25 protein-coding genes and 1 tRNA gene are annotated in these 25,550 nt (G+C 64.4%); 10 read left to right on the top strand and 16 right to left on the bottom strand.

Going from position 1 to position 25,550, the window contains the following annotated elements; genetic code table 11:
* A tRNA-Met gene (locus M3P27_09065) sits at window positions 1-77 on the bottom strand.
* A 134-nt stretch (window positions 78-211) separates the two neighbouring features.
* Here M3P27_09065 and M3P27_09060 point away from each other — a divergent pair.
* Together M3P27_09060 and M3P27_09055 are read left to right on the top strand one after the other, a co-directional pair.
* A complete protein-coding gene (locus M3P27_09060) occupies window positions 212-1,096 on the top strand; it encodes a response regulator (protein MDP9268457.1) in 885 nt (294 codons plus the stop codon).
* Between the two features lie 117 nt (window positions 1,097-1,213).
* On the top strand, window positions 1,214-1,996 hold the full coding sequence (locus tag M3P27_09055) for an alpha/beta fold hydrolase (GenBank protein ID MDP9268456.1): 783 nt from the start codon (window positions 1,214-1,216) through the stop codon (window positions 1,994-1,996).
* Between the two features lie 84 nt (window positions 1,997-2,080).
* Here the strand turns inward: M3P27_09055 and kynU are convergent, their stop codons facing one another.
* The 9 genes from kynU to M3P27_09010 form a co-directional block, all read right to left on the bottom strand.
* Window positions 2,081-3,367, bottom strand: coding sequence for a kynureninase (kynU, locus tag M3P27_09050; protein MDP9268455.1), 1,287 nt, complete (start codon window positions 3,365-3,367; stop codon window positions 2,081-2,083).
* A complete protein-coding gene (locus M3P27_09045) occupies window positions 3,360-4,778 on the bottom strand; it encodes an FAD-dependent monooxygenase (protein MDP9268454.1) in 1,419 nt (472 codons plus the stop codon). The genes kynU and M3P27_09045 overlap by 8 nt, the downstream gene beginning before the upstream one ends.
* The gene (locus tag M3P27_09040; protein MDP9268453.1) at window positions 4,778-6,784 is read right to left on the bottom strand and encodes a tryptophan 2,3-dioxygenase family protein; all 2,007 of its coding nucleotides are present in this window, start codon (window positions 6,782-6,784) and stop codon (window positions 4,778-4,780) included. Before M3P27_09040 ends, M3P27_09045 begins: the two co-directional genes overlap by 1 nt.
* 5 nt (window positions 6,785-6,789) lie before the next feature.
* A complete protein-coding gene (locus M3P27_09035; GenBank protein ID MDP9268452.1) occupies window positions 6,790-7,323 on the bottom strand; it encodes a 3-hydroxyanthranilate 3,4-dioxygenase in 534 nt (177 codons plus the stop codon).
* Window positions 7,324-7,334: 11 nt separating this feature from the next.
* Window positions 7,335-7,751, bottom strand: coding sequence for a RidA family protein (locus tag M3P27_09030; GenBank protein ID MDP9268451.1), 417 nt, complete (start codon window positions 7,749-7,751; stop codon window positions 7,335-7,337).
* Between the two features lie 31 nt (window positions 7,752-7,782).
* Window positions 7,783-9,285 (bottom strand): 2-hydroxymuconic semialdehyde dehydrogenase, encoded by a 1,503-nt coding sequence (locus M3P27_09025; GenBank protein MDP9268450.1) that lies wholly within the window; start codon window positions 9,283-9,285, stop codon window positions 7,783-7,785.
* 122 nt (window positions 9,286-9,407) lie between these two features.
* Complete coding sequence (locus M3P27_09020; protein MDP9268449.1) at window positions 9,408-10,010, bottom strand: hypothetical protein; 603 nt, start codon at window positions 10,008-10,010, stop codon at window positions 9,408-9,410.
* Window positions 10,011-10,133: 123 nt separating this feature from the next.
* A complete protein-coding gene (locus M3P27_09015) occupies window positions 10,134-11,114 on the bottom strand; it encodes a tetratricopeptide repeat protein (GenBank protein MDP9268448.1) in 981 nt (326 codons plus the stop codon).
* Complete coding sequence (locus M3P27_09010; protein MDP9268447.1) at window positions 11,111-12,331, bottom strand: efflux RND transporter periplasmic adaptor subunit; 1,221 nt, start codon at window positions 12,329-12,331, stop codon at window positions 11,111-11,113. Before M3P27_09010 ends, M3P27_09015 begins: the two co-directional genes overlap by 4 nt.
* 451 nt (window positions 12,332-12,782) lie before the next feature.
* Between M3P27_09010 and queF the strand changes: the two genes are divergently transcribed.
* The 3 genes from queF (at window position 12,783) to M3P27_08995 (ending at window position 15,814) form a co-directional block, all read left to right on the top strand.
* Window positions 12,783-13,181, top strand: a complete 399-nt coding sequence (queF, locus tag M3P27_09005) for a preQ(1) synthase (GenBank protein ID MDP9268446.1) — start codon at window positions 12,783-12,785, stop codon at window positions 13,179-13,181.
* 135 nt (window positions 13,182-13,316) lie between these two features.
* The gene (locus M3P27_09000) at window positions 13,317-14,555 is read left to right on the top strand and encodes an MFS transporter (protein MDP9268445.1); all 1,239 of its coding nucleotides are present in this window, start codon (window positions 13,317-13,319) and stop codon (window positions 14,553-14,555) included.
* Window positions 14,552-15,814, top strand: coding sequence for a glycosyltransferase (locus tag M3P27_08995; GenBank protein ID MDP9268444.1), 1,263 nt, complete (start codon window positions 14,552-14,554; stop codon window positions 15,812-15,814). Before M3P27_09000 ends, M3P27_08995 begins: the two co-directional genes overlap by 4 nt.
* 9 nt (window positions 15,815-15,823) lie before the next feature.
* Here M3P27_08995 and M3P27_08990 read toward each other — a convergent pair whose 3' ends face one another.
* The 5 genes from M3P27_08990 to M3P27_08970 all read right to left on the bottom strand — a co-directional run bounded on the left by M3P27_08990 (window position 15,824) and on the right by M3P27_08970 (window position 17,774).
* Window positions 15,824-16,315, bottom strand: a complete 492-nt coding sequence (locus M3P27_08990) for an OB-fold nucleic acid binding domain-containing protein (protein ID MDP9268443.1) — start codon at window positions 16,313-16,315, stop codon at window positions 15,824-15,826.
* Between the two features lie 116 nt (window positions 16,316-16,431).
* On the bottom strand, window positions 16,432-16,716 hold the full coding sequence (locus M3P27_08985; GenBank protein ID MDP9268442.1) for a hypothetical protein: 285 nt from the start codon (window positions 16,714-16,716) through the stop codon (window positions 16,432-16,434).
* 18 nt (window positions 16,717-16,734) lie between these two features.
* Window positions 16,735-16,977, bottom strand: coding sequence for a carboxymuconolactone decarboxylase family protein (locus M3P27_08980; GenBank protein MDP9268441.1), 243 nt, complete (start codon window positions 16,975-16,977; stop codon window positions 16,735-16,737).
* A 6-nt stretch (window positions 16,978-16,983) separates the two neighbouring features.
* Complete coding sequence (locus tag M3P27_08975; protein ID MDP9268440.1) at window positions 16,984-17,325, bottom strand: STAS domain-containing protein; 342 nt, start codon at window positions 17,323-17,325, stop codon at window positions 16,984-16,986.
* Window positions 17,325-17,774, bottom strand: a complete 450-nt coding sequence (locus tag M3P27_08970) for an ATP-binding protein (GenBank protein MDP9268439.1) — start codon at window positions 17,772-17,774, stop codon at window positions 17,325-17,327. Before M3P27_08970 ends, M3P27_08975 begins: the two co-directional genes overlap by 1 nt.
* 260 nt (window positions 17,775-18,034) lie before the next feature.
* On the opposite strand from M3P27_08970, the gene M3P27_08965 reads away from it, so the two are divergent.
* Together M3P27_08965 and M3P27_08960 are read left to right on the top strand one after the other, a co-directional pair.
* Complete coding sequence (locus tag M3P27_08965; GenBank protein MDP9268438.1) at window positions 18,035-19,276, top strand: CBS domain-containing protein; 1,242 nt, start codon at window positions 18,035-18,037, stop codon at window positions 19,274-19,276.
* A 224-nt stretch (window positions 19,277-19,500) separates the two neighbouring features.
* Entirely contained in the window at window positions 19,501-19,881 is a 381-nt protein-coding gene (locus M3P27_08960; GenBank protein MDP9268437.1) for a hypothetical protein, read from the top strand.
* A 43-nt stretch (window positions 19,882-19,924) separates the two neighbouring features.
* On the opposite strand, the gene M3P27_08955 is transcribed toward M3P27_08960, so the two are convergent.
* Complete coding sequence (locus M3P27_08955; GenBank protein MDP9268436.1) at window positions 19,925-21,481, bottom strand: HAMP domain-containing protein; 1,557 nt, start codon at window positions 21,479-21,481, stop codon at window positions 19,925-19,927.
* Window positions 21,482-21,817: 336 nt separating this feature from the next.
* Here M3P27_08955 and eno point away from each other — a divergent pair, with 336 nt between their 5' ends.
* From eno to M3P27_08940, 3 genes are all read left to right on the top strand, one after another.
* Entirely contained in the window at window positions 21,818-23,134 is a 1,317-nt protein-coding gene (gene eno, locus M3P27_08950) for a phosphopyruvate hydratase (GenBank protein MDP9268435.1), read from the top strand.
* 87 nt (window positions 23,135-23,221) lie between these two features.
* Window positions 23,222-24,841, top strand: a complete 1,620-nt coding sequence (gene gpmI, locus M3P27_08945; protein MDP9268434.1) for a 2,3-bisphosphoglycerate-independent phosphoglycerate mutase — start codon at window positions 23,222-23,224, stop codon at window positions 24,839-24,841.
* Window positions 24,842-24,936: 95 nt separating this feature from the next.
* A partial coding sequence (locus M3P27_08940) for a hypothetical protein (GenBank protein ID MDP9268433.1) occupies window positions 24,937-25,550 on the top strand: 614 nt, incomplete at its 3' end.

Here is a 25,550-nt window from a genome sequence, read left to right as displayed (position 1 = left end):
TGGTTGCGGGGGGTGGATTTGAACCACCGACCTTTGGGTTATGAGCCCAACGAGCTACCAGACTGCTCCACCCCGCAAAGCCATCATAACAGCGGGTTTCGGCAGGGTCAACGCTGGCCAGCCACTCCGTAGTCCCATAATGGACTTCACGCGGACGCACCTCCCCGCTTCCTGCCGCGCGCTGAGCGCGCCGCTCTAGACTGAATGGGAGATGAACATCCTTATCGTTGACGGGGACCGGGCTGCGTCCCAACTCCTCTCCCAGCACCTCAACCAAACGGGACACCACGCCGGCGTCGCGTTCGACGCGCAGCACGCCGTGATGACGTGCGCGCGCGCGCGTCCTCACCTTGTGATCCTCGACTTGCAGCTTTCCGGCGAAGGTGGCCCCGAGGTGTTGCAGCGTCTCAAGACGTCGCCCAAAACTGCGATGGTGCCCGTCATCGTGCTCACCGCATCGGCGGAGCACGAGCAGGCTGCACTCGCGATGGGTGCCGACGCTTTCCTGGTCAAGTCTCCTGACTTCCGCCTCCTCGACGCCGCGCTCGAACGGTGCGTTCCGTCTGGCCGGCTCATTCCTTTTCCCGAGCCGGTGGATGATGTGGCGGTCGTATTTCCCAGCGCCGGCGCCAACGCGCTTGCGCCTGAACTTGCGCAAGCTTTCCCGGAGCCCTCCGCCATCGTGCGCAACATCCTGGTCGTGGATGACGATCCCGTAGTCTCCAACCTCGTCGCGCATTGCCTCAAGCACTCCGGCTTCACCATCTTCTTCGCCGGAGACATTCCCGAGGCCACTCGCATCCTGGACTCTTGCCACGTCGACGCCGTCATCCTCGACCTCGAACTGCCCAGCGGCCATGGACTCGACGTCATCCAGCACATCAGGTCCTTCGCCCGCACCGGCGACGTGCGCATCTTCGTGGTCAGCGGCACCACCGACGATCATGGCGCCGACTTCGCCTTGGCCGCCGGCGCCGATCGCTTCTTCCCTAAGCCGCCCGACATGGACCGCGTGATCGAAGCGCTGCGCGAGTATTATCCCGCGCCCTCGCTGCGCAGCAAGCCGAGCGTCCCCTGGTTGGTGCAGCCGGTATAGATCGCAGATCACAGATCACAGATCACAGATAACAGATAACAGATAACCGGCCGCGGCTAGCCGTCCCAATGCCGCCACCTGCGCGGCATCTGCTCGCGCCTGTAGACTGTCTCCCGCATGTCGCGCGATATCACTGCTGTGCCACCCATCCCCGCTGACCAGCGCCACGCCTATGGCGCCGACGTCAGCCAGTTCTTCGACCTGTTCTTGCCCGCCTCCACGCCCGGTTCAAAGCCGCGTGGCTTTGCGGTTGGTTTCCTATTAATGATCCACGGTGGCTTCTGGCGCGCGCGCTATGACCTTACCCATGCCAGTCATCTGTGCGCGGCGCTATCCGCTGCCGGCATTGCCACCGCCAGCCTGGAATATCGCCGCGTGGGCAAGAACGACGGTAGCAACGGAAACGCCGGCGGATGGCCGGCCAGCTTCGACGACGTCCGCGCCGGCCTCGCCGCCGCGCGCCAGCACTTCGCCGCTCCCCCCGTGGTCGTGGGACACTCCGCCGGCGGCCACCTCGCGCTCCGCCTCGCAGCCGCAACCTCTGCCATGAAGGGGGTAGTTGCGCTCGCTCCCGTCGCCGACCTGCAACTCGCTTACGACCTCCACCTCAGCCATGACGCTGTCGTCGGCTTCCTCGGCGGCACTCCCGCCGAAAAGCCCGAGGCCTACGCCGCTGCCGACGCCGCCCGCCACGCCTCCGCCATCCCGCGCACGCTCATCCACGGAACGCACGACGACGTTGTCCCCATCGCCCTCAGCCAGTCCTTCCTCGCGCAGCGCCGCGCCGACCACGGCCCGGTCGAACTCGTGGAGCTCGCCGATGCGGGACACTTAGACCTCATCGACCCGCAGGCGCCCGCCTTCAAGATCGTGTTGCAGTCCGTTCTTCGGTTTGCCTGAGGAGGGAGATCCGCGAAGGAGGATCCGCGAGGGAGGATTCGCGAGGAGAGTACGCGAACGACGTCCCGCGGCGGCTACTGACTTCTAACTGCTGACTCCTGCAACGAACTGCTCGACGAACTTTGCCACGTCGGTGAACGAGTTGTAGAGCGGCACCGGCGTCACGCGCAGGATATTCGGCTCGCGGAAGTCCGTCATCACGCCCGCCTCCGCCAGCCGCTCCACCAACTTATTGGCGTGTTCCTTGCTTGCGTTCTCCAAGATGCGGATGGCCAGCATGGCGCCGCGCCGCGACGCCTCGCTCGGCGTGATCACGGTGAAGCGCGGGCTCTGATGCTGCTCCAGCAACGACTCCAGATATCGGGTCAAGGCCACGCTCTTCAGCCGCAGCGCCTCCATCCCGGCCTCCTCGAAGATCTCGAGCGCCGCCCGTAGTGCCGCCATCGAGAGCACCGGAGGATTCGATATCTGCCAGCCCTCCGCGCCCGCCATCGGCTGGAAGTCAGGGCCCATGCGGAAGCGCGTTCCTTCGTCGTGCCCCCACCATCCCGCGAAGCGCGGCAGCTCGAACGCCCGCGCGTGCCGTTCATGGACGAAGCATCCGCCCACGCATCCCGGCCCGCCATTCACGTACTTGTAGTTGCACCACACCGCGAAGTCCACGTCCCAGTCGTGCAGCCGGAGCACGACGTTTCCCGCCGCGTGCGCGAGATCGAAGGCCACCACGCACCCTTGCGCGTGCCCCGCCTTGGTGATGCCGGGCATGTCGAAGGCCTGTCCCGTCGAATAATTCACGCCGCCCAGCAGCACCAGCGCGATGGTCTCGCCGATTCCGTCGATGGTCGCGCGGATATCCTCATCGCGCAGCGTCGCCTCGCGCGCGCGCGGCGTGAGTTCGATCAACGAGGTTGCCGGATCGAGGCCGTGATAGCGCAGTTGCGACTTGATCGCGTATTGGTCGGAGGGGAAGGCGCCGCGCTCGATCACGATCTTGTGCCGCTGCTTCGTCGGCCGGAAGAACGACACCATCATCAGGTGCAGGTTCACGGTGAGCGAGTTCATCACCACCACTTCGCTCGATCTCGCGCCCACCAGCCGCGCCGTCTGGTCGGCGAGGAAGCGGTGATACGGCACCCACGGGGACTTCGCCTGCAGGTGCGCATGTACGCCCAGCTCTTCCCAGTCCTTCATCTCCTGCTCGAGATATGCGCGCGCCGTCTTCGGCTGCAGCCCGAGCGAGTGCCCCACCAGGTAGACCACCGGCTCGCCCTGCGGCGTGCGCGGGAAATAAAACCGCTCGCGATACTTTGCCAGCGGATCGCGCGCATCGAGCGCGGCCGCGGACTCACGCATGGTTTCCGTCTCAGGCATCCTGTCCCACTCCCAATGGCGCTCCCAATCCTGCTCCCAGCGGCGCAAGCTCACGCTGGATGAGCTCGTCCGCGCGCTTCCAATCCAGCTGCTCCACCCGCTCGATCCCCTCGCACAGCTCGCCCAGGATGGTGTCCTGGATCCGGCCGCGCGACCAGGCCACCGAGTACGGCAGACGGTGGAAGGTCACCATCGCATATTTGGGAACGAAATGTCCCGGATATCTCGCCTCCAGCGCCAGCTCCACTTTTTTGCGGAACAAGAACCGCGGGTCGGCGACCTTGTCGCGCATCTCGACAAAGTTCTCCAGCGCAAGGTCGGCGATCGCGTCAGTGTTCTGCTTGCGTGCTGCTTCGAACTCGGCGAACAGACGGTCCCAATCCTTGTCCTTGCCTCCGCGGTCGAGCAGTTCGAGCAGCACGGTGCAATCCTCGAACGCGCAGTTCAGCCCCTGGCCAAAAAATGGCACGATGGCGTGGGCGGCGTCGCCCAGCAGCAGCGCGCGCCCATCACTGTGCCACGGCGAGCACTTGATCGTCACCATCGCGCCCACCGGGTTGGCGTTGTAGTTCTCCATCAGCCCGGGCATGAGCCGCAGCGCGTCGGGGAACTGCGCTTCGAAGAACGCGCGCACCTTGGCGTTCGAGTCCAGCTCGCCGAACGAGTCCTTGCCCGCGAACGGCAGGAACAGGATGCACCCAAACGTCCCATCGATGTTCGGCAGCGCGATCAGCATCAGGCTGCCGCGCGGCCATATGTGCAGCGCGTGCTTGTCCAACTGATGAACGTCGAGCTGGTGCTGGCCGTCCTTGCCCGCCGGGATGGTCAGCTCCTTGTAGCCGTAGTCGAGATATTGCTGCGCGAGGTTGAAGCGCGGCAGCGTGGCCTGCATCGCCAAACGGATGGCCGAGGCCGCCCCATCGGTCCCGATCACGATCGCCGACTCCACCGCGCGCTCGTTGCCGCTCTCTTCATCGCGCAGCCGCAGTTCCCCGGTGCGCGCATCATATCCAACACAACGACGGTTGAATTCGATGGCCACACCTCTCGCCTCGGCGGCGTTCATCAGCGCGATGTTCAACTCGGCGCGCGAGATCGAGTTGATGACCTCGGTCGCGTCTTTGCCGTAGGGCATGAAGCTCAGCTCGCCTGCCACCGAGTGCATCATCCGCCCGCGCATGGGGATGATGATCTTCTGCATCTCCCGCCAGATGCCGGCGGCGCGCAGCGCGTGGATGCCGCGCGTCGAGAGCGCCAGGTTGATCGATCGGCCCGCACTGATCTTCACCCGGCGCATGTCCGGCCGCCGCTCGTAGAGCCTTACCGCGTGGCCGCGCTTCTTCAGCTCGATGGCGAGCAGCGGCCCGGTCAGGCCGGAGCCCACCAGCGTGATGTCGGCCGCCGCGGTCATTAGGTTTTTTCGCGTGCTTGCTCGAGATCGGATTGGCTGGGCTGCTCCAGCATCGTCCGCGCTTCCCACAGCTCGGGGAAAAACTTCTTGTCGAGGGTGGTGCGCAGGTAGCTGGACCCCGCCGAGCCGCCCGTTCCCGAACGCATGCCGATCGTCCGCTCCACCAGCTGGATGTGCCGCAGCCGCCAGCTCATCACCAGCTCGTCGAACTCCACCAGGCGCTCGCACACGTCGATCCAGTCGCGGAAGTGCTGCTCGTCCGTGTAAAGGTCGCGGACGGCCAGCGCGCGCTGCTCTTCATTCGTTTGCGCGCGCGGCGTCTTCAATTTCCCGATGGTGTGCAGCGCGTCGAAGAACACGTCGTGCAGCGACGGCTCGGCCAAGCGCCGCTGCAGCGCCGCCATCGCCTCCGGCGACGGGTCGTGGTGGCGCAGCAGCTTCTCGTCTTTCTGCCCGCACAGGAACTCGATCTCGCGGAATTGCTCCGACTGGAATCCGCTCGCCGGCTCCAGCTTCCCGCGGAAGGCGAGGAAGTGCGTTGGCAGCATGGTCTCCAGGATGGTGAACTGCGAGACCGCTACGCGCATGATCTCGGTGCAGCGCCGCAGCAGCCGCGCCGCCTCATAGATCTCTTCCCGCCGTGCCGCGTTCTCGCTCACATGGCGGAAGGCCGCCGTGACCGCGTCCAGGTCGTGCAGCAATTCCTTGAACCACAGCTCGTAGGTTTGGTGGATGATGATGAACATCATCTCGTCGTGGTGCTCCGGCTTCGATTGCGGATGCTGCAGGTGCAGCAGCTCCGGGATGCGCAGGTAGGACGAATAGGTCAGCAACGGAGCGCCCGTCCCGCCCGCTTTCCCGCTCCCGCCAGAAGCCCCACCGTACGCGCTGCTCTCCGCCGGCTTGCCCATCGGACATCCGGCCGTGGCCACCACCCCTTCGCCTTTCTTGTCTTTGTTTCCGGCGTTTCCGGCGGCAGCTTTATCCATTGTTCCCTTCGACTTCGTCTTCTTCGACAGGTTCAGCCAGCCGTGAGCGTTCGCGCCCAGGATCTTCGCTTTCACGTCGGGAGCGAGCTTGCTTTCGCGCACCAGGCGTCCGATATTCTCCTCGCCGAGCGGGAACGGATAATCCGACCCCAGCACCACGCGATCGCTTCCCATCACCTGCACCAGAAGTTGCAGCGCGTTCTGGTCGAACACCGCCGAGTCCACGTAAAAACGGCTCACGTAGTGGCTGGGAGGCAGCTCGCTCTTGCCGCGCGCCACGGGATGGTGCGCCCACGCATTCTCCAGCCGCCCGAGCAGGAACGCGAAACTCCCGCCGCCGTGCGCGAAACAGATGCGCAGGTCTTTTGGCAGCTGGTCGAATCCGCCACTCTTGATCAATGAGACGATGGCGAGATGCGTCTCCGCTGGCATGCCGACCGTCCACGGCATCATGTAGTTCGGCATGCGCTCGCTCCCCATCATGTCCCACGGATGCACCAGCACCGCCGCGCCCTCCGCGGCACAGTGGCCGAGGAACTCGATGATGCCGGGATCGTCCAGGTTTTTCTCGCCGACGTGGTTGCCGATCTCCACGCCCACGTGACCGGCCTTCATGCAGCGCGAAAGCTCCCGCACTGCCGCCTTCGTGTCCTGCAGCGGCACCTGGCAAAGCGATTTCAGCCGCCCCTTGCCGCGCGCGCAGAACTCGAGCAGCGCATCGTTGAAGAACTTCGACACGTCATCCGCATGCGCCACCGGACGCTCGTAGGAGAACAGCACCGGCGTATGCGAGATGAGCTGCAGCTCGATGCCGTCGCGGTCCATCTCTTCGAGCCGCACTTCCGGGTCCCAGCACGCCGCAGTGATTTTCCGGAAACAGTTATGGCCGATAAATATCTCCGCCGTGCCCGGTCCAGTGTGCTTGATGAGTGGCCAATCCGGCGTGCCATAGCGCTTCGCCAAGTCCGGCCAGGACTCGGGGAACCAGTGCGTGTGCATGTCGATGGTCTGTGCCATGCCGATCATTGGCCCTTCGGCGGATGCACCGCCCCACACTGCTTGCACGTCCGCGCTTCCATGCTGCCGTAGAACTGCTCGAAGATCGGCGGCAGGTCTTTCACGATGCTCTCGATGCGCTTCTCCGCGCGATGCAGCCGGTGGTGGCATTTCTGGCAGTACCACTCGAACGCGTCCACCGTGCCCTCTGGTCGCGGCACTTCGATCACCACTCCGATCGTATCCGGCCCGCGCTGCGGCGAATGACGCATGTGCGCCGGCAGCAGAAAGATGTCGCCCTCGTTGATCGGGACGTCTACCGGCGGCTTGCCCGCCTCCGGCATCAGCCGCACCACGATGTTGCCCTTCAGCTGGTAGAAGAACTCCTCCGTCGGATCGTCATGGAAGTCGCGCCGCTGGTTCGGCCCACCGACCACCGTCACCATCATCTCGCCGTCTTCCCACACCTGCTGGTTGCCGACCGGCGGCTTCAGCTTGTCTTTGTTCGCGTCTATCCATTTCTGGAAGTTGAAAGCTTTCAGCGTCTTGATGGATGGCATGAGTGCGTCCTCTATTTCTTTTCCGGCTTGTACGCCCGCGCGGTCATCTCGATCAGCAGGTGCGGCCCGGGTAGCTCGCGCACCCCTACCGTCGTGCGCGCTGGCGCGTCCTCGTCGAAATACTCGGCGTAGGCTTCGTTGTAGCCGGCAAAATCTTTCATCTCTACCAGGTACGAGTTCATCTCCACCACATCCTTGAGCGAGGCGCCGGCGCTCGCCAGGATGTCGCGGATGTTCTCGATCGTTGCCCGCGTCTGGGCGCGGATATCGAGCTGCATCGTGCCATCGGCGCCGGGCTCCGCCCCCGCGACCGAATCGTCGGCGCGCCGCGCGCTCGTTCCTGAGACGAACAGGAAATCTCCCGCGCGCTTCACGTGCGAATATTTTCCCAGCGGCTTCGCCTTGCCCGCCACTACCTTCGTGTCCATAGGTTGTTTGTCAGTCCTCGGAGTCCGCTGCTCAGATCTTGATGCACACATTGTTCAGCTGCGAGTAGAAATCCAGAGAGTGCACTCCGCCTTCGCGTCCGATGCCCGAGAGTCCTACGCCCCCAAACGGCGTCCGCAAGTCGCGCAGGAACCACGAGTTCACCCACGTGATGCCCGCGCGCATCTGCTGCGCCACGCGATGCGCCCGGTCGAGCCGCGTCGTCCATATCGAAGCGGCCAGTCCGTATGGTGTGTCATTCGCCAGCGCGACCGCCTGCTCTTCGGTATCGAACGGCGCCAGGTGTGCCACCGGCCCGAATATCTCCTCGCGCACGCAGCGCGCGCACTCCTCCAAACCCGTCAGGATAGTCGGTTGCACCCAGAAGCCCCGGTTTCGGGCATCGTCGTCGCGCGCGTCGCCGAACTTCGGCGCGCCGCCGCCGGTCACCACGGTCGCGCCTTCCTCCCGCGCCAACTTAAAGTATCCCATCACCTTATCGCGGTGAGAGGCTGATATCAGAGGTCCTAGCGTCGTCTTACTATCCATCGGCCAGCCCGCCACTTGCGCTTCCGCCTGTTGCTTCAGCGCCGCGACGAACCTTTCGAAGATGCCGCGCTCCACATACACGCGCTCCGCGCACAGGCAGACCTGCCCGGTGTTCATGAAGACGGCTTCCGCGATGCCGGCGACCGCGGCGTCGAAGTCCGCATCGGCAAACACGATGGCCGCGTTCTTTCCGCCCAACTCGAACGACACCGGCTTCACTCCCGGCGCGCACGCTTTCATGATGGCCGCGCCGGTCTTTGATTCGCCGGTGAAGGTGATCGCGTCCACCTCGGGATGCGTCGTCAAAAACTCGCCCGCCGACTCCGGCCCGAAGCCGTGCACCAGGTTGAACACGCCCGCCGGCACTCCCGCCTCGTGCATCACCTCAGCGAGCAGTGTTGCCGTCGCCGGCGTTTCTTCTGAAGGCTTCACCACGACCGCGTTCCCGCACGCCAGCGCCGGCGCGGTCTTCCACGTCAGCAGCAACAGCGGCAGGTTCCACGGCGTGACGATGCCGACCACCCCCATCGGTTTGCGCACGGCGTAGTTCAGCGCCTGCCGGCCATCCGGTGTTTCGGATTGATACGCTTCCACGCCGGTCGTCTTGATGATGTCGGCGAAGGTGCGGAAATTCGCCGCGCCGCGTGGGATGTCTAATCGCTTGGCCAGCGAAATTGGCTTGCCGGTATCGGCGACCTCGGCGGCGAGGAAGTCATCGAAACGCCGCTCGATGCCGTCGGCGATCTTGTTCAGCATCGTCGCGCGCTCGCGGACACCCGCCTTTCCCCACGTACCCGCCGCCGCTCGTCGGGCGGCGTGTACCGCAGCGTCAACCAGCTCGCGATCAGCCTCGGCGACCTTCGCGATCACCGTGCCGTCGGCGGGATTGACGTCATCAAACTCGCGCGCTCCGCCGGCAAAGCGCCCGTCCACATAGTTCTGGAAGCGCCGGACCGCGGCCCCGGCATTGCGCGCCGGGCTACTCACACCACGGCTGTTCACGGCGTTTTGGACTGGATTTTCCAAACAGAGAATCGTAACAGGGCAGACCAAGCCTTACAAAGATGGAGCGACTTGGCGACTTGGCGACTTGGACTTCGTACTTGTGCCTATGCCTCTGCCGCCGCCATCGCCTGCCGCCGCAGCGAGCGTAACTGGAATGACGTCGCGATCAGCACCACTCCGAAGACCGTGGCATACACCGAGGTCACCACGATCAGGCGTTCGACGTTGCGCATCGCGAGCACCAGCGCCGCCGCCGCGCCGAACGAGAACATGGCAGTGGCGACCAGCGCCGCCCCCTGCAACTGGTGCCGCCGCATATGGCGTGCGAGCGAGATCTCTCCCATGCCGCCGATCACGGCATGGGCCGCCACCAGCGCCGCCAGCGGCACGATGTTGTCGGCCTCGGAAAACATCAGCCAACCCGCCAGCACCAGCAGCAGCGTGGAATGCAGCAGCGTGACCGGCCAATGCCGGTGCCGCAGCACCAGCATGCCCAAGGTGATGGAGAAAAGTCCCGCGATCAGCAAGTACGACCCGAAGCAAGCCTGGATGAACACCAACGCGATCGCCGGCCCGTAGTCGACGTGCAGTACGCCGGTCGCCACCCACACTATTGCCGCGAACACTAGCGCGAGCAGGCCGCGCAAAAGCACCAGCCACCAGTACTCGCTCAGCCGCTCCACGTCGTGCAGGATCTTCATCGCCACGGCGGAAGCGTACCGCGATGTGGCGGCGCTTGCCACAGGAAACTAATGGTTAGGAAACCGGTGTTTTGCGGTGGCTGTGGGGCTTGGCGCCGGCCGCGGCGAGGGCCGAGGGCACCCCTCCCGTTACTGTCCGCGGACGCGTTTCAGCGCGGTCTGCGCATTCTGGAAATCGTGCGCCAGTGAGAGCGCGGCTTCATACTCGGCCGCCGCTCCGCCCTTGTCGCCTTGCTTCTCCAGGATCTGTCCCAGCAGATAGTGTGCCTTGAACGCCGGCGCTTCATCGCTGCTGGGATTCTTCAGATAGCTCCGCAACAAACGGCTGGCGAGGGTGAAGTTGCGCCCCGCGCGGAACAGGATAGACGCCGCATCGTACAGCGTCTCATCACTCTTCTTCTCCGCCGCGATGGCCTTGTTCACCGCCGCTTCCATCTTCGATTTCTGGTCGGTGCGGCGATAGAACGAAGCGACGTCGAGCCAGCGTCCCGCCTGGTTGCCGCTCGCTGCCACCGCGGCAACGTATTCCTTTTCGGCCGTGGCGTTGTCCTTATCTTTTTCGGCGAGGTATCCACGCACCCAGTGCGCCGCGCTCTCATTCTGTCCCGCGATGCGGTCCGCTTCCGCTACCGCTTTCTCGCGCCCGCCCCCCAGCATCGACGGAGCCTCGATGAAGAACTCCGCCAAGTCGGTGCGCGCATCCACGTTGTTGGCGTTGATCCGCACCGCGGCCTCGAATTCCATCCGGACTTTCTTGGCCATCCCCCACGCCACCCAGAACGGAGAGTTCTCCGCCTTGTTGCCGTAGGCGCGGCCCAGCCAGAGGTGATAGTCGCTGTTGTTCGGCTCGAGCGCCACCGCCTTCTCCGCCGCTTTCACCGCATCATCCCAGCGCTCGAGTGCAAGGTAGGCTTTCGAGAGCAGATGCCACGCCTCGGCGGGATTGCTTTTCTCCTGCGTAGCCGCACGCAGCAGCGTGATGGCTTCGTCCATCCGCCCGGCCTTCAGCGCTTCCTTCGCGCTCGACCCCATGGCGAGCGCCTCCGGGGGTAGCGCCAATGCCGACGCCAAGGCCAGGCCCAACAGCAAGACTGCTAAAAACTTCTTCAACGCTGTACCACCCTTACTTCCATGCCGTTCTTGAGCGCCTGCCCGGTCACCGCGCCGAGCGCGATCTGCGAACCGTCGGAGACGCCTTTGGTGATCTCGATGCGCGTCAAGCTCATCACGCCGGTCTCTACGTCCTGGCGTTTGAGCTGGTCTTTCACCACCTCATAGACAAAGCGTTTCCCGTTTTCCTGGTGCACCGCTTCCCGCGAGACGGTCAACGCGCTGTCGTGCTTTGCTGTCGTCACCGTCACGCTCACGTTCACGTTGGGCAGCAATTTCTGGTCTCCATTCTCCACGTCGATGGTGATCTCGCCCACGGTGCGCGTCCCGCGCGGGCTCACCGTCGTCGGCACCCGCGCCAACATGCCCGACCATGACCTGCCCGGCAGCGCGTCCCACGTGATCAGCACGGGCTGGCCCGTGGCCAGCTTGCCGATCTCCGGCTCGTCCACGAAGGCGCGCACCTGCAACTTCTTCAAGTCGGCGATCTGTGCCAGCAGGTCGCCGGCATTCACGTACTGGCCTTCGCGGATGGGCAGGGAATACACCACACCATCGCGCGGCGCCGTAACATTCGCAGTCTTCAATAAGGATTGCGCCGCTTGATAGGTCGCGCGCGCCTCGCCCGCCTGCGCCTGGATCTTCGCTTCCTCGGGCCGTGAGTAGCGCGAGCTCTGCTTCTGCTCGAACGCGGTCACGTCTGCCTGCGCTCGCTGGAAACGGTTGTCCGCTTCCTGCACCTCGGCCGGCGACGCTGCGCCGCGTCGCTCCAGCTCGCGCATCGCTTGCAGGTTGCGCTGTGCCGAATCGCGCTCTGCGCGCGCCTTCACCAGGTCGGCTTGCCGGTTCAGTACCTCTTCGTGCGTGCCGCCCGTCTTCATCGCCGCCAGGTCGGCCTCGGCAGACTTCAATCGCGCCAGTGCCCGCGCCGCGTCGGCGCGCGCGTTCGCATCGTCGAGCTGCAGGATCTTCTGGCCCGCCTGCACCCGGTCGCCCTCGTGGACGAACAGCTTCTTCACCGTCGTCGCCGCTGGGGCATGCGCTTCGAAATTATCCATGGGCTCGATCTTGCCGTTGGTCGAGATGGTGTTCACGATGAGTTCGCGCTGCGCCTTTTCGGCGCGCACTGGTATCTCGCCGCCGCGGCTCACGAACGCCACCAGCAGCAAGGCGGCGACCACCGCCACCACCACCATCCTCCATCGTCTACCGTTCATCGTTATCTCTTGGGATCTATCCCCACCGAAGACCGCAGCGGCCTCGTTCGGGCCTTGCGTTCGTACTCAAACCCTGGAAAACACGGCTCCCCGCGCACGATTTCCACTCGGGGGAAACCTTAACTATAGCGGACTGGAGCCCGCCCCTTCCACCCGCCAGAACCACCGCAAGTAACCGGCATTCCCGTTCCCGGCCTGCTTTTGCTGTGTCTTTCCGATTAGATGCAGTCCGGAGCCGAAGGTCTCGATTTCATTGCGGGGTCCGATACCGAACCAACATGCGAGGTGTCATGCTGAGGAGCGTTGCGAGGGCCGCGCCCCTTTCCGGCGGGGGTGAGCGCGGAGCGAGCGCCGGAATGCGCGAGCAGAGCGCGAGGGCGCAGCAGCTCCTGCTGCGGAGCCCTGACGGAGAAGACAGCGACGACGCATCTCACCCGTTACAATGTCCCTAATGCCAAGGTCACCCCGCTACACCTCGACCCACGCCCGCGCCGGCCTCAACCATCGCTTTCCCGCGATCGAGACCTTTCCCAACCAGTTTCCCCGCTACGAGATCACCATCGACGTTCCGGAGTTCACCTCGGTCTGCCCCAAGACCGGGCTGCCCGACTTCGGGATCCTTTACATCAAGTACATGCCTGACCGCGCCTGCCTCGAACTCAAGTCCTTGAAGGAATACGTCCTCGAATACCGCAACCTCGGCATCTTCCAGGAGAACATCGTGAACCGCGTCCTCGAAGACGTGGTCAAGGCGGCGAAGCCGGTGTGGGCGGTGGTGCGCGGCGAGTTCAACCGCCGCGGCGGCATCGGCACTACGGTCGAAGCCCGCTACCCCCGCCCCAAGAAATAAGACTTAGAGAAACGTCATCCTTCGCGAGTGGCTTTAGCCCGAGCGGAGGATCTCGGAAAGCTCGCCCGTCCCCGTTGCGGTGCTTTGATCCCCGATCCCTCGATCGTCCGATTTGCTACACTCCCCCATCCCGCAATGCCCCACGCCATCCATCCCCGCACCACACTGCTCATCCTCACCACGCTCAACTTCTTCAATTACATCGATCGTTCGATCCTGTTCGCGGTGCAGCCGCTGGTGCAGCACGAATTCCACCTCAGCGACAAGCAAGTCGGACTGCTGAGCAGCGCCTTCTTCATCTTCTACATGCTGGCTGCGCCCTTCATCGGACCGCTCGCTGACCGTTGGCCGCGCAAGCTGATCATCGTGGTGGGCTCCATCGTATGGAGCGGCGCCACGCTGCTGACCGCGCTCACCCACGACTACCAGACGCTCTTCATCCGCCACATCATCGTTGGCGTAGGCGAAGCGACCTTCGTCACCGTGACGCCCAGCTACATCGCCGATCTTTTCCCCGAGCACAAACGCGGACGCATGCTCTCCGTCTTCTATCTCGCCATCCCCGTCGGGACCGCCTGCGGCTATCTTCTTGGTGGGTGGTTAGGTCCGACTCACGGCTGGCGCATGCCGTTCTACGTTGCCGCCGCGCCCGGCATCCTGCTCGCCATTGCGATGATGTTCATGCAAGAGCCCGAGCGCGGACGCACCGACACGCTCGCCATCACGGCTGAGCGCAGCACCTTCCTCGGACTCTTCCGCAACAAAGCTTTCTGGACGGCTTCGCTCGGCATGGCGTTCCTTACCTTCGCGCTCGGCGGCCTTCAGGTCTGGATGCCGACCTTCCTCTCGCGCGTGCGCGGCATCTCGTTGCGCGACGCCGGCCTCATCTTCGGCGGCATCACCGTGGTCAGCGGCATCTTCGCCACCCTTCTCGGCGGATGGCTCGGTGACCACTACCTGCGCCGCACCCACAAGGCCTATTACCTCGTCTCCGCCATCGGCATGCTCATCGGACTGCCCGCCATGGCCATGGCCATCTACCTCGCCGGACGCCCCATGTTCCCGGCCATCTTCTTCGCCGAGTTCTTCCTGCTGCTCAACACCGGCCCACTCAACGCCGCCATCGTCAACTCGGTCAGCGCTTCGATCCGCGGAACCGCCATCGCTGTCAACCTGCTCACCATCCATCTGCTCGGCGACGCCTTTTCGCCCACCCTCATCGGATGGATCAGCGACCGCAGCTCGCTGCAAGCCGGCTTCTCCACCACCATCGTCGCCATCGGACTCGCCGCCGCCGTGCTGCTCTACGGCATGCGCTTTGCTCCACCCACGCCCGCCCAGCCCGCCGTCGCAGGAGGCGGGCACGGACCATGATGACGACGATGACGACGTTGACGTCGGCGTCGACCGCCACCGCACTCTGGTTCTGGTGGATCTGGTTCTGCTGGATATACGGCAGCATCGTTGCCGCCGTCATGCTCGTCATCGTCGTCAACGCCACCCTCGGCCTGCACACCATCCCCAACCTCAGCTTGCCGGAGTGGGACATCTGGCCGGAAGGAGTGCCAGGGAAGCATCCGCGCCTCACCGTCATCGTTCCCGCCCTCAACGAGCAGGAAGCCATCGGCGCCTGCCTGGGCTCGTTCCTCGAGCAGGACTACGACAACCTCGAAGTCATCGCCGTCAACGACCGCTCCACCGATGCGACCGGCGAGATCATGGAAAAACTTCGCGCCGCCGTGGCGCGGCCGCACTCGGCCGCGGCGCTTGACTTCAAGGTCTTGCACATCGAGAACCTCCCCGCCGGCTGGCTGGGCAAGCCACACGCCATGGGGAAGGCGGCCGCGGTCGCGACCGGCGAGTGGCTGCTGTTCACCGATGCCGACGTCATGTTCCGCTCCGATTCGCTTCGCCGCGCCGTCGCCTATGCGGAGAGCGAGCGCGCCGATCATCTCGTGCTCGCGCCCACCATGCTCGCGCTCACCGTGGGCGAGCGCATGATGACCGCCATGATCCAGCTGGCGATGATCGGACTGCGTCCATGGAAGGTCCGCGACCCGCGCTCCAAGGCGTTCATCGGATGGGGCGCCTTCAACCTGGTCCGCCGTCGCGCCTATGAAGGCATCGGGACGATGGAAGCGCTGCGCCTCCAGGTCGTCGAAGACATGGAATTCGGACGCCGCATCAAGCGTGCCGGCTTCGCTTCGCGCTTCGCCACCGGCCCGGAGCTGGTGCAGATCCGCTGGGGACGCGGCGCGCTCGGTCCCGTCCGCAACCTCACCAAGAACGCTTACGCCGCCCTCGGATTCCGCTGGTGGCTCGCGCTCGCCCTCGTGGCCGCCGTGCTCGCTTTCCACGTCGCGCCCTTCGTCTTTGTGTTTGTCGCGCCCGGATGGGCCAAGCTTGGCTTCGCCATCGAACTCGCTGGCCTCTTCTGGATCTACGTGCGCCTGCGCAAGATGTACAACATCAACCCGGCATATTTTCTGCTGAACCCCATTGCCGGTCTGCTGATGGCCTACGCCATGCTGTTGTCGCTGGTCGTCACGCTGCGCCAGGGCGGCATCATCTGGCGGGGGACGAAATACTCGATGGACGAACTTCGCCGCGCCTCCCCTAAACTCTGGGAATAGCTCGAGCCTTCACCGCTTCTCCGCGTCGATCTTCGACGGATTCAGGTCCTCCGGCTTGCCCTTCGTCCGGTAGCGTCCCGCGCTGTAGCTGCCGTGTCGCGACGCATCGTAATCTTTCGGCATCGGCGGAAGCTTCGCGGCCTCGCCGTGTAACTGCCGGCCGTCTTTCAGGATGATCTCCGCCCGTCCCCCATACAGCTTGATCTTCCCGAACAGTTCGATGTTCGTGCCGGAGAGCCGCCGCACGTCGCCCACGTCGCGCAGGTTCGAAGCGAACACCACCACAGTGAACGGACACTTCGCGTAGTCCTCGCAAAAATCCAGGAACCATGCGCCTTTCTTTCCCTCCGCCACCTTCAGCACTTTTCCGCTGACGCAGACACTCTCGCCCACGCGGTTCGGCGCTTCCGTGTAGGGAATGCACGCCGCCTGTGCAGAAGAGACGACCGCGACCGAAGAGAGCAAACCGAGTAGGGCGGTGACGCCCGCGGTCCGACGCACGGGGTTTCGTATGGGGATTCGCATGGGGTTTCGCATGATGTCGGCTGCACGCATGGCCCACCGTACCCGCCGCCAGGGTGCGTCGCTGTATCAAGTTGCTCACCGGTGAACGCTCGCTACTTCGCCGGTTGCGCCGGTTGCGTCGGTTCCATCTGCAGCGCTTCGTTGAAGCGGTTGAAGTAGTTGAACAATCCGACCACGCTCGCCAGCTCCACGACCTCACCTTCATCGAAGTGCCGCCGCAGGTCTTCCCACAGCGCCTCGTCCACGTTGTGGGAGTCAACCGTCATGCGCTCGGCAAAGCGCAACGCAACTTTTTCTTTGTCGGTAAGGTCGGCGCGCGTTTCGAAGTCAGCGAGGTGCGCGAGCAGGTCGTCACTCCATCCCAGCCGCCTTGCCAAGGCGGTGTGCGACGACAGTCAATACTCGCAGACATTGAGCTGGCTGGTGCGGACAATGGCCAGCTCTTTCAACTTCGCCGGCACCGTCCCGGTCTCCATCACCGCGCGGAAGTGCGCGATCAGGGTGCGGAATATCTCCGGACGATGCGCGACGGTGCGGAACATGTTGGGCACGTTCCCGCGCAGCTTCATGTAATGGTCGTAGATGGCCTGGTTCTCGGCGTCTAGCTGGCTGCGTTCGACTCGCGAGATCCGCGGCATAGCGGCCTACTTGGTGAACGACCCGATCGCCGTCACTTCGTCGTCTTTCACGTCGAACACGGTGTACAGCTTCGTGATCTGCAGCAGGTCGTGCACTTTCTTCGTCAGGTTGAGCAGTTTCAATTCGCCGCCCTGGTTGCGCACGGTGGTGAACGCGCTCACCAGCTCGCCGATGCCCGAGCTGTCGATATAGGTCACTTCGCCCAGGTTGAGCAGGATCTTCTTGTCACCCTTGGCGATCAGGTCGCGGATGGTGTCGCGCAGCACCACGCTGCCTTCGCCGAGCGTGATCCGCCCGCTCAGGTCCACGATGGTGACATTGTCCACTTTCCGCGTGCTAGTTTTCATCATCGCTGCTGTTCCTCCGTGGTGTCTGCGGCCGTGCCGCCGACGGTCTTGATCAATCGCACTTCGGTTCCCGGATGCAGGTTCCGGATGCGCACGTCGTCCATGAACGACCGCATCAGAAAGATCCCGCGTCCCGACTGCTTCAAAAGATTTTCCGGCGCTAACGGGTCAGGCAATTCTCCCTCGTCCAGCCCTTTGCCTTCGTCCCCGATCACGATGGTGAGCGTCTTGCCGTGCTGCTCGAAGGCTATGTGGACTCTCTTTTTCGGATCGTACGCGTTGCCGTGCAGCACCGCGTTCACCATGGCTTCGCGTACCGCCATCGCCAGGCGGTGACAGTCCTCTTCGCTGAACCCGAGTTCGGCGGCCAGCTGCTCGGTCTTCTCTTCGGCCATGTTCACGCTGTCCAGCGTCGATTCCAGAGTGAACGAGACCCGCTTCTCGGACATTTTCAGAGTGTTTGCCCCGGCCTTCGGCCCGATCGTCGCGACGCTTGCGGGCGCCACCCACTGCGGCCACTGCAAAAGTCAGGAATGCGGTAGTGTGCCTGTCGCTTCCACAATTGTCAACGGACCCCGCTTTGTCATGGTGAGCGAGCGCAGTCACTGCGCGAGTCGAACCATCCCTATACTCACGACCACCCGACTTTTGCGTCCTTACCGCATCGGGCCGAGGGTTACACTGGAAACGGGAAGCTCGAAATCTCGTCATGTCCATCGCTCTCACCGAATTGCTTGGCGCCGCCGTCCTCGACTCCTCCGGGGCGGTGGCCGGACGCATCCGCGAAGTCATCCTCGCCCCGCATCAGGATGGCTCGCACATCACCAGCTTCATCGTCCGCACCAAGCAAGGCGACCGCATGGTGCTCTCCGACTCGGTTGCCGGCGTGACCGCCACCGGCATCCGCCTGGGCACTGACCGCGCCGATTTCCGCGCGGTCGAAGGTACCGAAGGCTTGCTGCTGCTCTCCCGCGACCTGCTCGATCAGCAGATCATCGACGTCAACGGACGCAAGGTCGTCCGCGTCAACGACGTTGACTTCGCCGAGCGATTCTCCAACGGAAACGTCGCCCTCAAAGTCGAAGGCGTAGACGTCGGCATGCGCGGCGCCGTTCGCCAGCTTCTGCAAGGGGTGGTCCCGCGTGGCGCCTTGCGCGCCTTGCTCACCCGCATCCCCGCCCGGCAGATCCCGTGGGAGTTCGTCGATCTCATCGAGACTGACCCGGCTCGCCGCGTGAAACTCAAGATCGCGCACGACCGCCTCTCCCAGCTCCACCCCGCCGACATCGCAGACATCCTCGAAGACCTTGCGCCGGCCGAGCGCGAGGCCGTCTTTGAAGCGCTCGATGAGGACGTCGCCGCTGAGGTGGTGGAAGAGATCGATCCGAAGTTGCAGGCCTCGCTCGTCGAATCGCTCGAGCCCGAGCACGCTGCCGACATCGTCGAAGAAATGCATCCCGACGCCGCCGCCGACCTGCTCGACAAGCTCTCCGCCGAGACCTCCGAAGAGATCCTCGGCGAGATGGAGCCCGAGGAGCGCGAGGAAGTCGCCGAGCTGCTCGAGTTCAACCAAGACACCGCCGCCGGCAAGATGACGACCGAGTACATCGCGCTCGCGCCCATCGCCACCGTCGGCGACGCCATCGACATGCTGCGCAGCTTCGAGGGCGGGATCGAGAACGTGAACACCGTCTACCTCGTCGACTTCGGCGAGCGGCTGGTTGGCGCTGTCCCGCTCGCGCGCCTCGTCCTCGCGCCCGAGGCCACGCCGCTTATCCTGCTCAAGACCGACCAGCTCATCTCTTGCCACGCCGGCGCCAACGAGAAAGAGGTCGCTGAACGCTTCGATAAATACAACCTGCTGACCCTTCCCGTCGTTGACGCCCACGGCCGCCTTACCGGCGTCATCACCGCAGACGACGTTATCTCCCTCCTCCGCAGCAAACTCTAACGATGATGTGGCGCGGCCGCCCCCGGGCGTAACGACCGCGCCACGGGGCCCTCCGAAGAGAAGAGAGCGGGGTGAGCGCGGAGCGAGCGCTGGTTTACGAAGTGAGCCGGCGCGAGCCCACGCGCGAGGGCGTAGCGCCTCCGCCGCGGAGCCCTCGAAGAGAAGTTACCTTCGTAACTTTCCTTCCGGCCCGCGCAGGATTACCATCTCCCGCAGCCACCGCTATGCACCCTGCCACCGATCTCTGGCTCGGCTCACTCTATGTTCTTACGCTCGGGGTGTCCTTTGCCGCTGCCCTCTGGATCAGACGTCGCGATGGTGGACGAAGCAACTTCATCCTGCCGCCGCCTACGTCCTCTGCGGAAGCCACCGCGCTCGCAGCTCTCTCCGCCATGCGCACCCTCATCCACCAGATCGGCAACAACGCGCACGAGCTCGCGCTCCAGTTCGACCTCGCCCTCACCACCACCGACGAACGGAAACAGAAAGAAGTGCGCGATATGCTGCGCACCTCTTTACACCGCTTCATCGACATCAGCCACCAGGTCGCGCAGCTCGATAGTCGTCTCTCCGGCTACTCGCCAACCGATCCCAAGCGCCGCTAGCGCCGCTAGCACCGGTCGGGCCGCGCCGGCATAGCCGCAGCGCTCACCGCCCCGGATAGACTCTCACCGGCCGCTCCACGCCCTTCACCTGCTCGCTCACCGCCGCGCCGAACCCCTGCTGCAACGGACCACACTTCGACCACACCTCTTCGGACACCAGCAACTCGGTCCCCAGCGGCTTGTTCAACTGCTCGATGCGCGAGGCTACGTTCACCGCGTCGCCGATCACGGTGTACTCGAGCTTATGTTTCGGCGATCCTATCGAGCCTACAACCACCTCGCCGGCATGGATCCCGATGCCGATCTTCATCGCCGGAACCCCCGTCGCCGCGAACAGATGGTTCAGCGCGCGCACCCGCTTCGCGATCTCGAGCGCCGCCTCCACCGCCGCCGCGCACGGGTTCTCGAGCGGGATGGGCGCGCCGAAGACGGCGAGCAATCCGTCGCCCAGGTACTTGTTCACCGTCCCATGTTGCTGCGCGATCGCCTCCACCGCCGCTTCCAGCAGGCGGTTCAGCACTCCCACCACCACCTCGGGCGTGCGCTCGTTACTGAACGCGGTGAAGCCCCGCACGTCGAGGAACAGGATGGCGACGTAGCGCTTCTCCGTGCGCTCAGCCGAGTGGTCACCCTTGGCGAGCAGCGCCGCGGCCACCTCGGTCGTCATGTATGCGCCGAACAGGTCGCGCAGCCGTTCGCGCTCCGCCAGTCCTGCGGCCATCGTGTTCACGTGTCCGGCGATCTGCCCGAACTCGTCGGTGGTGTAGAGTTCCGCGCGCGCCGCAAAGTCGCCGCCTCCGATGCGATCGAGCGCGCTCACCAGCATCCCTGTCTGCCGGGAAAGTTGTCTTCCCAGCGTGTACATCAGGAAGAGAAACAGGATTGCGCTCGCCGCCCCGATCGAGACGAGGTCGCGCATCACGCGGCCGATGTCGAGCATGGCGGACCAGTGCTCGGTCGCGTGCATATACAGCGCCAGCAGGATGATCGCCATCGGCGCCAGCACGAACATGGGGAAGAAGCGCTGCATGCGCTGCCGCAGCGTGAATGGACGCCCGCATTCCATCGTCGCCGAGCTCGTTCGCACCAGCTCGCCCGCCAGCGGCTGCACCGCGCGCTCCATCGCCGCGAATTCGTAGACCACGTGCGCCACCGGCACGATGGTCAGGTTCAGTACCCAGTAGAGCGGGAACGTCCGCGCCGGGATCCCCAGGTCGAACCAGCGGTTCGCCGCCATCACCAGCAGCGTGATGCCCGCCGACGCCGCCACCGCGTGGACTCCATAGATGCGCGGGAAGATCACCCTCCGCGGCGCATCCAACGCCGCCGCCAGACCCGCGCGCTTCGCCGCTTCATCTGCGTCCGGCTCGAACGCTCGCTGCACATCGCGCAGCGTCCATCTCAGCATCACAAGGTCTAGCGGAAAAAAGACCAGCAGGTCCAGCACGCCCAGCACCGCCAGCACGGCCAACTGCTGCCCGCTGTAGGGAAAGACGAAGAAGTAGAACGCGCCCGCCGGCCCGATCGAGAGCGCCGTCCCGATCAGCATGTTGCGGATGCACTTCCGGTAGAACTCGGGAAACGGATTCTCCTGGGTCATATCGCCGGCCAAACTTCGCGTGAGCCTACCTTTATATACGCGCGCTGTAAATCGGCAGCTTGCCACCCATTGTCATTCTGAGTGAAGCGCTTGGCCTGCCGCAGATTGCCCACGGAGTTGTCATTCTGAGCGAAGCGCGAGGCCTGCCGAGCGCGAGTCGAAGAACCCCTATAGCCACCAACCATGCTCCGGCGTCAGCTCCTCGTGATAAAGAGCCTCCGTGCCTCGGTGCCTCCGTGGTAGGTCTTCGGCCCCGGTTTCCACCCTATTCAGCAATCTGCAATCTTCAATCTGCAATCCTCTATAATCTGGCGCGTCGTCAGGAGCCTTCACGCCATGACCAACATCGTCGAGATCACCGCGCGCCAGATCCTCGATTCCCGCGGTAACCCCACCGTCGAAGCCGAAGTCATCCTCGCCGGCGGGGTCATGGGACGAGCCGCCGTCCCCAGCGGCGCCTCCACCGGCGAGCACGAAGCCGTCGAGTTGCGCGATGGCGACAAGCATCGCTACCTCGGCAAGGGCGTGCTCAAGGCTGTGTCCAATGTTCAGGCCGAGATCGCTCCCGCGCTCATGGGCATGGATTCCGCCAACCAGCGCGAGCTCGATGATCGCATGCTCGAGCTCGACGGCACCGAGAACAAAGCCCGCCTCGGCGCCAACGCCATCCTCGCCGTTTCCATGGCCGCCTGCCGCGCCGCCGCCAACGCCCTCCAGATGCCGCTTTACCGCTATCTCGGCGGCGTCAACGGCAACCTGCTCCCTGTCCCCATGATGAACATCATCAACGGTGGCGCGCACGCCGATAACAACGTCGACTTCCAGGAGTTCATGGCCATGCCCGTCGGGGCGCATTCGTTCTCCGAAGCGCTGCGCATGGGCGCCGAAGTCTTTCACACCCTCAAGGGCGTGTTGAAGAAACGCGGTTACAACACCAGTGTCGGCGACGAAGGCGGCTTCGCGCCCTCGCTCAAATCCAACGTCGAGGCCATCGAGGTCATCCTCGAGGCCATCACCCAGGCCGGCTACAAGCCCGGCGAGCAGATCGCCATCGCGCTCGATCCCGCCACCAGCGAGCTCTACAAGGAAGGCAAAGGGAAGTACCTGTTCTGGAAGTCGGACAAGTCGGCGAAGACCTCTGACGAGATGGTGCGCTACTGGGCCGATTGGGTCCGCCAGTATCCCATCGTCTCGCTCGAAGACGGCTTGGCAGAAGACGACTGGGAAGGCTGGCGCGCGCTGACCCAAGAAGTCGGTTCGAAGGTCCAGCTCGTCGGCGACGACCTCTTCGTCACCAATCCGAAGCGCTTGCAGCAGGGCATTGATTCCGGCGTCGCCAACTCCATCCTGGTCAAGGTCAACCAGATCGGCACCGTCAGCGAGACGCTTGACGCCATCTCCCTCGCTCGCCAGAACGGATACACCGCCGTCATCTCGCACCGCTCCGGCGAGACCGAAGACACTTTCATCGCCGACCTCGCCGTCGGCACCGATGCCGGCCAGATCAAGACCGGCTCCGCCTCGCGCACCGACCGCATCTGCAAGTACAACCAGCTGCTGCGCATCGAGGAAGACCTCGGCGCCGCCGCCCGCTTCCTCGGCCTGGCAGCGCTGAACTACCACGGCGACTTGGCGAGCAAAGCTGGAGCCTGACACAGTCCACGACCGAGCCGAAACCATCGCTATGGCGCTCACCATCACTGCGGAGCCAGGGCCGTCTTCATTTACAATCCCGCTCTCATGCCACGACCAAAGCCACTTGTCCTCGTCATACTCGACGGCTGGGGATACGCCCCGGCCTCGCCCGCCAACGCCATCGCGCTGGCGAAGAAGCCGGTCTATGACCAGCTGCTGCACGATTTTCCCAACACCCTCATCCAGACTTCCGGACGCGCCGTCGGCCTTCCCGCCGGCCAGATGGGCAACAGCGAGGTCGGACATCTCAACATCGGCGCCGGCCGCGTCGTCTACATGGACATCACCAAGCTCGACCTGATGATCGAGAACGGCGAATTCTTCTCCAACCCCGTGCTGCTGTCGGCGATGAAGAACGCGCGCTCCGGCGGCCGCCGCCTGCACGTCTTCGGACTGCTCTCCGACGGCGGCGTGCACTCGCAGCAGACGCATCTTTACGCCATCATCAAGCTGGCCAAGCAGCAGGGGGTGGACCGCATCTTCGTCCATCCCTTCATGGACGGTCGCGACACCCTCCCCACCAACGGCGCCGGCTACATCGAGCAACTGCAACAGCAGATCCGCAACACTGGCTCGGCCGCGAAGGTCGCCTCCGTCAGCGGACGCTACTACGCCATGGACCGCGACAAGCGCTGGGAGCGCATCGACAAAGCCTTCAGTGCGATGGTCGAAGGCAATGGCGAGGGTGGCAGGTTCGTCGACCCCGTCGCCGCGATGAAGGATTCCTACAACCGCGGCGTCACCGACGAGTTCGTCGTCCCGTTCGTCTGCGTGGACAATCGCGGCGAGCCCGTCGCCACCATCCGCGCAGACGATTCCTGCATCAACTTCAACTTCCGCGCCGACCGCGCCCGCCAGATCACCCGCGCGCTCGCGCGCGAGAGCGGACTCACCGCCGACGCCGGCCGCGACCTTCCCGACGCCGAAGGTCTTGACGCCGCCATCCCGCTCACGCGCGTCCCGAAGAATCTCACCTACATCTGCATGACGCGCTACGACAAGCAGTTCACGCTGCCGTTCGTCGTCGCGCCCGACGCGTTGCTCAACATCCTCGCCAACGTGATGGCCGGCGAAAAGATGCGCAACCTGCGCGTCGCCGAGACCGAGAAGTATGCCCACGTCACGTATTTCTTCAATGGCGGCATCGAGGAGCCATTTCCCGGCGAGGAGCGGACGCTCGTCCCCTCGCCCAAGGTCGCAACCTACGACCTGAAGCCGGAAATGTCCGCGCAGGGCATCGCCTCCACCGTCGTCGACGGGATCAACCATGGCGACTTCGACGTCATCATCGTGAACTTTGCCAATGCGGACATGGTCGGACACAGCGGCAAGATCCCGCCCACCATCAAAGCCGTGGAGACCGTGGACGCCTGCCTCGGCGAGATCGTCGCCGCCCTCCGCACGAAAGGCGGCGCCATGCTTGTCACCGCCGACCACGGCAACGCCGAGATGATGATCGATCCCAAGAGCGGCGGGCCGCACACCGCGCACACCACCAACCCGGTCCCGCTCGTGCTGGTGTCCGAAAATGCGAAAGCATTTTCGCTAAGACAAGACGGCGCGCTGCAAGACATCTCGCCCACCATCCTCACCCTGCTCGGCCTGCCGCAACCCAAAGAGATGACCGGACACTCGCTGCTCGTCCCCGTTGCATCGACCAAATAGAAAACAGCGACGTCATCCTTCGCGCGCGGTTTGTGCGCGCGGAGGATCTGCGAACGTTCGCCAGCAATCGTCCCCCTGATTACAATCGTCCCCGCATGAAAGTCCTCATCCTCGCTCACCACCGCTTCGCTCTCTGGAACGCGCCCACCTGGTTTGCCGAGCGCCTGCGCGCGGACTTCCCCCAACTCACCGTCACGCACCTCCAGTCCTACGACGACCTCGCGCGCGAACTTCCCACTACCGGCATTTTTCTCGGATGGTCGCTCAAGCCCGGCCAACTCGCGCTCGCCCCGCGCCTGCGCTGGATCCACTCCCCCGCCGCCGCCGTCCACGCCCTGCTCTCGCCCGAACTCGCCGCCTCCAGCATCGTCGTCACCAACTCCAGCTCGGTCCACGGACCGGTCGTCGCCGAGCACGCACTCGCGCTCATGCTCGCACTCGCCAAACGCATCCCGCAGGCCGTCCACTATCAGGACCAGCGCACCTGGGCGCAACAACTTCTCTGGGATGCGGAGAACGGAGAGGCTCCGCGCCCGCGCGAACTCTCCGGCTCCACCGTCGCGCTCATTGGCTTCGGGGCGATCGGTTCTGCGGCCGCACAACTCGCTCTCGCCTTCGGCATGAAGGTGCTCGTCGTTCGTGAGCACCCGGAAAGCAGTACCGAGTACCGAGTGCCGAGTACCGAGAGTAGCGCCGGCGTCCCGCCGGC

It is taken from the genome of Acidobacteriota bacterium, assembly GCA_030774055.1.
GTDB lineage: Bacteria > Acidobacteriota > Terriglobia > Terriglobales > Acidobacteriaceae > JACPNR01.
Note: the sequence above shows the minus strand (reverse complement) of the source record. Positions and strands in the feature narration are given on the sequence as shown.